This is a genomic window from Xenorhabdus sp. KJ12.1, from assembly GCF_963876495.1.
GTDB lineage: Bacteria > Pseudomonadota > Gammaproteobacteria > Enterobacterales > Enterobacteriaceae > Xenorhabdus > Xenorhabdus stockiae.
In genome coordinates this window covers 32,842-43,054 of sequence record NZ_CAWNQH010000078.1, presented here as the reverse complement: position 1 = coordinate 43,054, position 10,213 = coordinate 32,842, and the positions used below count along the sequence as shown (strand labels likewise).

Genomic DNA, 10,213 nt, shown 5'->3' with positions numbered 1-10,213 from the left:
CTATCGCCTACCCGTACGCTACGGCTTCCCGCCCTTTTAAGGGGGCGGGAAGCCAGCTCGCCTTTTCTTATGCCGTGGATAACTTGCCGCCTCTTTGGTGTCGCTTTAACGTTCTTTTGTCTCCGACCGTCCGACTCTTGAGATGCTGTTATATCTGTGCGGTTGGTTCGCTTCGCTCACAGCTTGGCAGGGATGGGGGGTGTCATTGCTCCCTGGTTAGCCCCCCCTTTGTATCGGCGGTTCGGCGATGGTATCCCCAGTGGCTTCTGTGAGCCGCCTTCCATGCGCTGCGCGCATAAGAACCCAAAATACCCACTTCACTATCTGGATAATTTTAATTTAACTATATGATTAATAATATATTTATTGACATCATTCCCTGAATAGGGAATAATGTATATATCGAAACGGGGCAACCCATTATTACGCCATATGGCAGGAGTTTCATAAAATGAAAAAATCAGAAATTTGTAAAGTAGCTTTAGATAGAGCATTAAGTAATGATTCTGAGGCAAACTATGAAACCATTTATGAAGGTTTCGAAGCTATGGGAATTAATGAAGATGAAATTTTGCCTAGAGAAAATATATTTACTTTCAATGCCTGGATTGCAAAGAATAGAGTCGTTAAAAAAGGAGAGAAGGGAGTAAAAGTTACTACGTATATCCCGTGTAAAAAGAAAGATAAAAAGACTGGAGAAGAAAAAATTATAAAAATAAAAAAGGAAACAGTAGTTTTTCATATATCACAAACTACTATCCTGAATGAAAAAGAGCAGGAGCAGGAGCAGGAGCAGGAGCAGGAGCAGGAGCAGGAGCAGGAGCAGGAGCAGGAGCAGGAGCAGGAACAGGAGCAGGAACAGGAACAGGAGCAGGAACAGGAACAGGAGCAGGAACAGGAGCAGGAACAGGAGCAGGAACAGGAGCAGGAACAGGAGCAGGAACAGGAACAGGAGCAGGAGCAGGAACAGGAACAGGAGCAGGAACAGGAACAGGAGCAGGAGCAGGAACAAATAAATCACTATGAATTACGTCTAAAAGCACGGCGTGAACGATATAAAAATTTAGCTGAAAAAGCAGAGGAAAATAGCCAAATTTATTATAACCAAGCTAAAAATATGGCGTCATATATACCTTTTGGGCAACCTATTTTAATTGGTCATCATAGTGAAAAAAGAGATAGAAATTATCGAAATAAAATTAATAATAAATTTGAAAAATCTTTTAAATTATTAAATAAAGTTAAACACTACGAACAAAAAGCAGCTAGCGTAGGAACAGGAGGAATATCAAGCGATGATCCAGAAGCGATAACAAAGTTAAAAACAAAACTAGAAAAATGCATAAAAAGCCAAAATGTAATGAAAGAGTGCAATAAAATAATTAGGGGTAATGAAAGCGAAGAACAAAAAGCAAAAAAAATAATACTTTTGGGTTTGTCTGAAAATAATGCAAAAGAATTGTTGAAAGATGATTATTTAGGACGGAAAGGCTTTGCAAGCTATTCTTTACAAAATAATAATGCTGAAATAAATAGGTTAAAAAATAGAATAAAAGAACTTGAAAACCAAAAGAATTTAAAAGAAATTAAAGAAGAATATGAAAGTTTTATATATATGGTGGATATCGAGGAAAATAGAATAAAATTCATTTTTGATGGGAAACCAAAAGAAGAAGTGAGGAAAATTCTAAAAGAAGGATCATTTAAATGGAGTAAGAATAAAAATGCTTGGATTAGAAAAATTACTCATAATGCTTTATATACAGCAAAAAAATTAAAAGAGAAAATACAAAAATTATAATTAAAAAGGGGGCTATTTAGCCCCTTTTTTCTATAAATAGAAAGGAGTGCGGTTACGCCATAAAAAGGCATTGAGCCTTTTTATGGCGTGGCGGCAACGTCCAGTTACCCACCGCAAGCGAAAAGGCGCAGGTACGGCTTCGCTCCGCTATCGCCTACCCGTACGCTACGGCTTCCCGCCCTTTTAAGGGGGCGGGAAGCCAGCTCGCCTTTTCTTATGCCGTGGATAACTTGCCGCCTCTTTGGTGTCGCTTTAACGTTCTTTTGTCTCCGACCGTCCGACTCTTGAGATACTGTTATATTTGTGCGGTTGGTTCGCTTCGCTCACAGCTTGGCAGGGATGGGGGGTGTCATTGCTCCCTGGTTAGCCCCCCCTTTGTATCGGCGGTTCGGCGATGGTGTCCCCAGTGGCTTCTGTGAGCCGCCTTCCATGCGCTGCGCGCATAAGAACCCAAAATACCCACTTCACTATCTGGATAATTTTAATTTAACTATATGATTAATAATATATTTATTGACATTATTCCCTGAATAGGGAATAATGTATATATCGAAACGGGGCAACCCATTATTACGCCATATGGCAGGAGTTTAAAAATGAATAAATCTAAATTAGTAATTGGTCAAGTTGTATCAACGGAGCTGTATAATAAAGGTAACGGTGTTATATATGCCATTCATGGAGAGCAAGATCTTGCATCTATTAGAAATCTACATGGCGTAATTTATATGGGGGGTTCTTCTTCTTTTGATATTGTATTTTATAATGGTACAAAAAGTAATTTATTGCCTGAATCCATTTTATGGGGTACTCAGTGGCAGATTCATGATGAGTTTGTTAGTCAGGAAGAAATTGATTCTCTCTTAGAGAACGCAAGCTACTACGAACTCAAGAAAAAAGAGGAAGAAGACAGAAAAAAAGAGCTTTATCAGAAAGGCATCGAAAATACTATTAACAATCATGAGTACGCCCATTTAAATAGAGTGAGTAGTAAATATAATACTAAAGAAGCTATAAAAAATATTAGATTAGATCTAAAGATGAATTTTCCAGGCATTAAGTTCTCTGTCAGAATGTCTAGCACTAGTGTTTATATATCATGGAGTAAAGATATTAATTTGACAGAGGAAAAAGTAGAAAGATTGGTTATTAAATTTAAAGCCGGTTCATTTGATACCTTTGAAGATATTTATAAAAATAACTACACACCATTTAATGAGATTTTCGGCAGTGTTGATTATATCTTTTTAAGAATTAAATGATTTATAAAAGCGGGTTTTTCCCGCTTTTTTTCTAGTAATTATGTTGACTTAATTCCCTAAATAGGGAATAATGTATATATCGAAACGGGGAAGCCCATTATTTAATGCCATACGGCAGGAGTTCAAAAATGAATAAGTTTAAGATTTTTTTTCTTGGTAAGAATATTAATGGCGAAGTTGTTGATTGCTGTACTCAAAGAATTATTGCCAAAGATCAAAATGAAGCAATAGAAAAATTCAAAAAAAGTAGTTTATGTAAACCTGAATATTTTGGGATTTTTGCGAAAAAAATAAACTAAAGTACAATTATTTTCAGGAGGTAATATGCTGCCGAATTGCTGCTAACAATTCGGCAAGTGACACAAGAAAATATTAGGAGTTTGCTTATGTCTCTTAACATTATATGTTATGCGGAAGATGTTGCAATGGGAAAACGTGTAAAATCTATTCCCATGACAAAAGAGGAATGGAGATTTTTTATATTTTGGTTAAATGTATATAAAAGATATCACGGTAATATTTAGAAATTCAGGACGTCTTCGGACGTCCTTTTTTATATCTTTATGAAAATTTTATAATAATAAGAAACAATTTTGGAAAAAATTTTCACAGGTTAATCATCAACATAATCCGTTTTTTATGCGCGCAGCGCATGGAAGGCGGCTCACAGAAGCCACTGGGGACACCATCGCCGAACCGCCGATACAAAGGGGGGGCTAACCAGGGAGCAATGACACCCCCCATCCCTGCCAAGCTGTGAGCGAAGCGAACCAACCGCACAGATATAACAGCATCTCAAGAGTCGGACGGTCGGAGACAAAAGAACGTTAAAGCGACACCAAAGAGGCGGCAAGTTATCCACGGCATAAGAAAAGGCGAGCTGGCTTCCCGCCCCCTTAAAAGGGCGGGAAGCCGTAGCGTACGGGTAGGCGATAGCGGAGCGAAGCCGTACCTGCGCCTTTTCGCTTGCGGTGGGTAACTGGATGTTGCCGCTATTCTGAAAAATAACTCAATGTTGTTTTTCAGAGTAATAGAAATTTTTCTGGAAGTATATTTAGATAAATTAATCTATCTAAAAGTATAGGGTAGAACAATATTTTTTATAAAAAAAAGGCTATTATAGTTTTTGTTAATGTTACTATTCATAGTATGAAACTATCTAGCCTATTACCTGATTTTTATTTTAGTAGGATCTACTGAATAATTTCGTTACTTACAGTTTTAGATTTTCTACTCCTCTTTTTAACTTCAAGGATTGATTTTATATCTTTTTGTGTTAATTCATTCATTCCTAATTCTTTCAGTTTTTCCAGTATCTCACTTACTGTATATCCTTTTTCTTCTTTGAGTTTTTTTATTGAATCTTTCAGTATATTCAATGCTTCTGATTTTATTAACCTCTGTTTTGATAAATCTGGTAATTGGTTAAGTGAGTTTTCTATATCGTTCAGTCTATCTAGTGAGTAAAAATTGTTTTTATCATTCATAGTTCATCTGATCTTCTTATGGATTTAGTTACGATATATCATCGAATAAATAATTTGATTAGTCAATTGTGTTTTTTTATTTATTTTCTTTTTAACTCTATGATTTTTTCATGAAAAAATTGAAATTTTTATGATTTTTGATTCGAATGTATTTATTGATTTATGTGATTATTATCTAAATCTATTCGTGTTTTTTAGAATTTCTATTCTAATAATTTCAAATTAAAACTATTCATAATATGACGCATATATTACACGCTAGATTTCCATTTTTTCTAGCTAAAAAACTCAAAAGAGTTAAAATAGATAAATAAGTTAAAGATATAACAGGATGTGTCTTGTACGTACCGCCACGGCGATACATACAAGACAACAAGGTCAGGGCAAGCCCCGACACCCAGGTGAATTATGAGCAAAAGTGAAAATCGAAAATTGACACAACGTATCGAAATACGAGTTGATGAAAGTACAAAAATTAAATTAAAAGAGAAGGCTGATTTGGCCGGATTATCTCTTAGTTCTTATCTGATAAAAACAGGTCTATCTAGAAAGATAGTAAATAGAAGTGATTATAAAGCTATAGCTCAAATAAATCGGGTTGCAGCATTACAAAAACACCTCTTTATTGAAGGAAAAAAAATTGGTGATAAAGAATACTCTGAAGTGCTCGTGGCACTTAGGAAAGCTGCTAATATGCTAATTAGTGAGATAGAAAAAGATGATACCGAAAATCATTAAAAATAAAAATCAAGTATCGGGTAAAGAAGGTATTCGACGCTTAATTTCATACATTAGTACAAAGAACTCTGATCACTCAGATAGCCTGATTGATCAGAGTTCTTATGAGAAAAATCATGCGAAAAATTTAGCTAACTATCTTGTTAGAAAAGAACAATGTGTTATTGAAGTTGATAGTTATTATGAAAATGTTAATCAGGTTAACATTGATGGTATTTCTATCATTCATAATCTTGATTGTGATTTTGATAATGCGGCTGCTTCTATGCAGGCAACGGCGCAAGAAGCTGTTAGGTGCAAACACCCAATTATGCACTATGTTTTATCCTGGCAAGCGGATGAAACTCCATCAGACAAACAAATTTTTGACTCTGCATTATTTACACTTGAAGCTCTAGGAATGCAGAGCCACCAATACATGGCTGCTATTCATAGAGACACTGACAATGTACATGTTCATATTGCTGTAAATAGAGTTAATCCACTTACTTTGAGAGTTAATAAGGCTACTTATTCTCAAGAAATACTGCATAAATCTTGTCGTATTTTGGAGCTTAAACATGGTTTCAAACATGATTCAGGCTCATTCATCGTTAATGATCAAGGACACGTAGTTAAAAACCTTAATCGTTCTGAAAAAAATAGGCTTAATAAGCCAGAAATTGCCTATAAGAAAGAGCGCTATACAGGTATGCAATCCTTGTATAGTTACATTAAAAATGAACCTGTTAAGCATTTTGATGGTTCTACTGTGAGTTTACTTGACGAGTTTAAGTATGGGCTTAAAGCTGCTAATTCTTGGCAGGATGTGCATCATATGTTTTCTAAGGCTGGCTTTGTTTTAAGCCAGAGTAACCATGCAGGAGGATTACTTTTAACGCATACGAATAATGAGCAAGATAAAGTATCTGTAAGCTGGAGAAATATCTTTAAAGAAGACCAGCATAAACTCGATAATTTGCTGATGCGGTTTGGTTATTTTGAGCATACAAATTTAAATATTACCAATGTAAAGACTGAGTTAGGTTCTGGTTATTCATCTAATATTTCTATTGGTGAAACTGATCTTAGAGCTGAAAAACGGACAGAACGACTAGCACAGCGCCTTTTACTTAGAGGGCATTACGAAGAGTATAAATCAAATCTTCCTGTGTATCCGTTCAATCGTGGTCAACTTACCGAAAAAATGCGCGCCATTAATACTCATGTTAGAAATATGAAGAGAATGGTTAAAGCTACATACTCTGATCCGGTTGTAAGGCGTCAATTTTATAATTTATGCGAATTTGAACGATATAAACAAATCGCTGCATTGAGACTGGAAGATAAGCAGGCTAGAAATGGTTTTTACGCTGATAATCCTAGAATGACCTATCGGCAATGGGTAGAACATGAAGCGCTTTCTGGTGATGCTGCGGCATTATCTCAACTAAGAGGATGGCACTACTCCCAGGCTAAGAAAAAACATCATCAAGAAGCAGTTATGTCTCGATTTAATGAAAATCGTGATACGGCTATTAATGCTATTTTATGTCATGGCAGGGGAGATGTATCTCCAGCTAATTCAGAATCGTTTGGCCTCAAACCTGAGTTATTAAAAGATGGCTCAATTGTCTACCGTGATTTAGTGACAAATGACCCAATTTTACTTGATCGTGGGCGGGTTATTTTTACACGTTCAAATGCAGAGGGTAAACATAAATTAGCAGCTATTGGTTTATCTTTGAAAGGCGATACTAAACAGATAAAAGTGATGGGTAATGACGTATTCAAAGCGGATTGTGTTAAGTATGTAGAACAATATAAAGCACACTATAAAGAATTTTCTCATGTTTCAATAAAATATAACGTATATAGTCAAAACATGGAAAATGAAAATCAAAAAAATACAAATCAACAATTGCAAAATAATAATAATGATGTAAATTTAAGCTATAGGTGATATTGTTTTTAGGGCTTATTTATGAGAAATAAAAAAATTATTATTTTACTTAGTTTATTATTAGCTGGGTGTGCCAACAATAAATCAAATAAAGAAATAAATGCTAATCAACTTGTTTATGACGAATTGAGTAAACAGGCGATATCTATAAAATTAGCTCAAGATGAGCTATATCAGGCAGGGGCAATAAACAAAACTAATTTTAAATTACCCACTGTTATTATGAATGATGCTCAACACATTAAAACTAACTGGCAAGGTGACGCGAAGGAGCTTTTAGCACAACTTGCTAAACAACGCGGTAAATCCTTTTCGACTCAGGGGCTGATTTTACCGCTTCCAATTAATATCAACGTTATTAATGCCTCTTATTATTCCGTAGTGAATTTAATTCAAGAACAAATTGGTTATAGAGGCGTTATTGAAGATCGCACAGATGCAATCATTTTACATTATAAAGGGAATGATAAAACACCTAAAAATGCACTATGGCGGTAAGTTATGAAAAAAATATTTTTATTACTTCCTGTGCTATTTAGCACAATGGGTGTCGCTCAGGTAAATGATGATAACTTAGGTATTAACTCAACAGCAAAACCAATGCGTGACTATTTATCATCGAACAACAATAGTCATGATGTTGATGATATTAAATATTCAATGTTGAAAGAAATATCTGAAACTATTGGTTTTCGCGGGGGTAAAGCCGAACGATCCGTTGAATTATTAAAGGCTTTGGAAAAGCATTCATCTACGTTAGACATGATGTATCGCTTTGAACCTTTAATCAGTGTGGAAGGTTACGCCCCGCCAGTTATTGTAGAAGCTAGAGATGTGGCGCATATTACTGATGAACAGATGAGAACGGGTACTAGAGTTTATGAAATTATTAAACCGGCTAGATTTGTCAGTAACCCCCCATCTTGGAGGCAATACCTGAAAGTTGGACTATACAATAGCGCTATTGAACAGCCTGAACTGGCTGTCTTGCCTAAGAATCTTAAAGAACGTGGAGTTTGGAAAGAAGGAATTATTTCTGGTTGGGCTAAAGGTCGTGAAAATGCTGATGATGTTTTACGTTCGAATTTTAGTCGGTTAACACGCGATTACAACGGTATGCTGCGTTATTCTACATTGTTGCAATTAAACATGATTAAGCCGCCTGTTATTTCTCAAAAAATACTCACTGTTACCGGTTCAGATGAACGCATGATCTTGGGTGATAAAGTCAAGAGAATTGATAACAAAGCCACTTTGGAGCTTAACAAAAACCAATGGAAACCGACAATCAAATAGAAAACAGAGTATTAGCTGATTTGATGTTAGATGCTCAACCGTCACCTGATGATATTAAGCATTTTTTTGTTAAGTGCGCGAAACATAATGTTTCAGATATCTTATTACAAGGTGGTTCAAAAATATGGATAGAACGGTATGGACGGCAAATTTGTGCGACTCCTAAATTTAGGTTATTGCAAAATAGAATGGATTTAATTGTTTCTGAATTGTGGGGCGATCATGTTAGGGGAAGTTTAAGACAGGGACAAATCCACAATACAACCTTTCAGTTGAAAGGCCAGGAAAACGATCTCTATGGTTTAGATAAAGGTGAAACGGCTCGTTTCAGGGCTAATTTCACACAAGCTACAGTCAATGGTAATGCTGGTATTATTTCTGCTACTTTGCGTGTTTTAAATAGCAAAATACCATCACTGGAATTACTAAATTTAGAACCGGATCTTCAAGAAAATCTCCTACCGGCTTCTGGTCTTGGATTGATTGGAGGACAAACAGGTTCAGGTAAAAGTACATTACAGGCCGCAAAACTTCAGTATTGTGGTGAAAATTTTGTCGATAAAAAAATTATGACACTTGAAAGCCCTGTCGAATACTTATTAGGGGGTGTTAAGTGGATCGCACCAGAACCGGCACAATCTGAAGTAGGTATTGATGTTCCTAGTTTTGCTGAAGGTTTGGCTTTATCGGCACTAAGGCGAGCACCGAAGATTATCGGTATTGGTGAGCTACTAGAAATTAAAGCGATGGAAGCGGCCATAACTGCGGGAGAGTCAGGGCACTTTTGCACGGGAACCTTGCATATAAGTAGTGTTGGCGAGTCATTCCCTCGTGTTTTATTTATGTTCCCGGCTGAATACCGAGAAGCTATCGCTTATTCTTTGCTCAAAGTTATCAAGTATGTTGTTGTTCAAAGATTGATTAAGAGTTTGGACGGTAAACGAATTGCTCTCAGGGAATTTGTGATTTTTGATCAGGAATATAAAAATAAGCTGCTCGATCATCCTTATCATGAATGGGGAAAAACGATTGATAAGGATTTGGCTAAGACCGGAAAAACTATTCCACAGAAAGCCTATAGAGAATTTGTGAACAACAAAATATCTAAACAAGAAATGATTGAAGTTGCCGGAACAGTTAAAGATTACCAACGGTTAGAGGATGGCACTTATGGAAATTAACAGGTGGAGAAATGCCGGAAAACCATTAAAGATATTGGGTGTATCTTGGGGTTGGTATTTGCTGATTCTTACTTGGTTTATACATATGACCACAGTTCATGCTTTACTGGTTATCGTTTGGGTTGGCTTCTTGTCTTTCCTGCATCATAGGAAATTATCGCTGACAATATTATTTGGTAAGGCTAAGGGATGGTTGCGGGGTAATCACTTAACTGGTCGGCCGTGGTGGATGAGAAGAAACGGGTAATTATAGAGGTTATTATGAAAGAGAAAAAAATTATTAATTGGGCTGCTTATTCAAGCCCTGAAGAACGTATTAAAGCGTTAAATGAAAACCCAGACGCGATTGCAAATGAACTTTTGTTAGAAGGTGGTTCAATTGTTTATCGTGAGGAAGATACTCCGATAGGTTGTTTTATTAGAGAGTATTCGGATGGGCGAAAAATAATATTTAGACGAGATGAGCAGGGGCAGGAAATAGTCATTCAGCAAGGTTAACTCATAAA

The 10,213-nt window shown here is 36.2% G+C and carries 11 protein-coding genes; 10 read left to right on the top strand and 1 reads right to left on the bottom strand.

The window, feature by feature from the left end:
* Positions 1–451 precede the first annotated feature (451 nt).
* The 3 genes from AACS92_RS13835 (at position 452) to AACS92_RS13825 (ending at position 3,362) form a co-directional block, all read left to right on the top strand.
* Positions 452–1,801: a DUF3560 domain-containing protein gene (locus tag AACS92_RS13835; RefSeq protein WP_099111542.1), complete on the top strand. Its 1,350-nt coding sequence runs from the start codon at positions 452–454 to the stop codon at positions 1,799–1,801.
* 596 nt (positions 1,802–2,397) lie between these two features.
* Positions 2,398–3,063, top strand: coding sequence for an LPD29 domain-containing protein (locus AACS92_RS13830; protein WP_099111541.1), 666 nt, complete (start codon positions 2,398–2,400; stop codon positions 3,061–3,063).
* Between the two features lie 128 nt (positions 3,064–3,191).
* Complete coding sequence (locus AACS92_RS13825) at positions 3,192–3,362, top strand: hypothetical protein (protein ID WP_193756986.1); 171 nt, start codon at positions 3,192–3,194, stop codon at positions 3,360–3,362.
* Positions 3,363–4,256: 894 nt separating this feature from the next.
* Here AACS92_RS13825 and AACS92_RS13820 read toward each other — a convergent pair.
* Positions 4,257–4,550, bottom strand: coding sequence for a MobC (locus AACS92_RS13820; protein ID WP_099111540.1), 294 nt, complete (start codon positions 4,548–4,550; stop codon positions 4,257–4,259).
* A 408-nt stretch (positions 4,551–4,958) separates the two neighbouring features.
* On the opposite strand from AACS92_RS13820, the gene mobA reads away from it, so the two are divergent.
* The 7 genes from mobA to AACS92_RS13785 are packed head-to-tail and all read left to right on the top strand — an operon-like array spanning position 4,959 to position 10,205.
* On the top strand, positions 4,959–5,288 hold the full coding sequence (mobA, locus tag AACS92_RS13815) for a plasmid mobilization protein MobA (RefSeq protein ID WP_099111539.1): 330 nt from the start codon (positions 4,959–4,961) through the stop codon (positions 5,286–5,288).
* On the top strand, positions 5,269–7,230 hold the full coding sequence (gene traI / locus AACS92_RS13810; RefSeq protein WP_099111538.1) for a TraI/MobA(P) family conjugative relaxase: 1,962 nt from the start codon (positions 5,269–5,271) through the stop codon (positions 7,228–7,230). The genes mobA and traI overlap by 20 nt, the downstream gene beginning before the upstream one ends.
* 21 nt (positions 7,231–7,251) lie before the next feature.
* Positions 7,252–7,728: a DotD/TraH family lipoprotein gene (locus tag AACS92_RS13805; RefSeq protein ID WP_099111537.1), complete on the top strand. Its 477-nt coding sequence runs from the start codon at positions 7,252–7,254 to the stop codon at positions 7,726–7,728.
* A gap of 3 nt (positions 7,729–7,731) precedes the next feature.
* Entirely contained in the window at positions 7,732–8,526 is a 795-nt protein-coding gene (locus tag AACS92_RS13800; protein WP_099111536.1) for a type IV secretory system conjugative DNA transfer family protein, read from the top strand.
* On the top strand, positions 8,505–9,707 hold the full coding sequence (gene traJ, locus AACS92_RS13795) for a plasmid transfer ATPase TraJ (RefSeq protein WP_099111535.1): 1,203 nt from the start codon (positions 8,505–8,507) through the stop codon (positions 9,705–9,707). Before AACS92_RS13800 ends, traJ begins: the two co-directional genes overlap by 22 nt.
* Positions 9,697–9,954, top strand: a complete 258-nt coding sequence (icmT, locus tag AACS92_RS13790; RefSeq protein ID WP_099111534.1) for an IcmT/TraK family protein — start codon at positions 9,697–9,699, stop codon at positions 9,952–9,954. The genes traJ and icmT overlap by 11 nt, the downstream gene beginning before the upstream one ends.
* 14 nt (positions 9,955–9,968) lie before the next feature.
* Positions 9,969–10,205, top strand: coding sequence for a hypothetical protein (locus AACS92_RS13785; protein WP_099111533.1), 237 nt, complete (start codon positions 9,969–9,971; stop codon positions 10,203–10,205).
* Positions 10,206–10,213 lie beyond the last annotated feature (8 nt).

Coding starts and splice junctions, on each gene's coding strand:
- AACS92_RS13800 (WP_099111536.1), top strand. CDS start 7,732: ATGAAAAAAATATTTTTATTACTTCCTGTGCTATTTAGCACAATGGGT.
- mobA (WP_099111539.1), top strand. CDS start 4,959: ATGAGCAAAAGTGAAAATCGAAAATTGACACAACGTATCGAAATACGA.
- AACS92_RS13835 (WP_099111542.1), top strand. CDS start 452: ATGAAAAAATCAGAAATTTGTAAAGTAGCTTTAGATAGAGCATTAAGT.
- icmT (WP_099111534.1), top strand. CDS start 9,697: ATGGAAATTAACAGGTGGAGAAATGCCGGAAAACCATTAAAGATATTG.
- traI (WP_099111538.1), top strand. CDS start 5,269: ATGATACCGAAAATCATTAAAAATAAAAATCAAGTATCGGGTAAAGAA.
- AACS92_RS13830 (WP_099111541.1), top strand. CDS start 2,398: ATGAATAAATCTAAATTAGTAATTGGTCAAGTTGTATCAACGGAGCTG.
- AACS92_RS13805 (WP_099111537.1), top strand. CDS start 7,252: ATGAGAAATAAAAAAATTATTATTTTACTTAGTTTATTATTAGCTGGG.
- AACS92_RS13825 (WP_193756986.1), top strand. CDS start 3,192: ATGAATAAGTTTAAGATTTTTTTTCTTGGTAAGAATATTAATGGCGAA.
- AACS92_RS13820 (WP_099111540.1), bottom strand. CDS start 4,550: ATGAATGATAAAAACAATTTTTACTCACTAGATAGACTGAACGATATA.
- AACS92_RS13785 (WP_099111533.1), top strand. CDS start 9,969: ATGAAAGAGAAAAAAATTATTAATTGGGCTGCTTATTCAAGCCCTGAA.
- traJ (WP_099111535.1), top strand. CDS start 8,505: ATGGAAACCGACAATCAAATAGAAAACAGAGTATTAGCTGATTTGATG.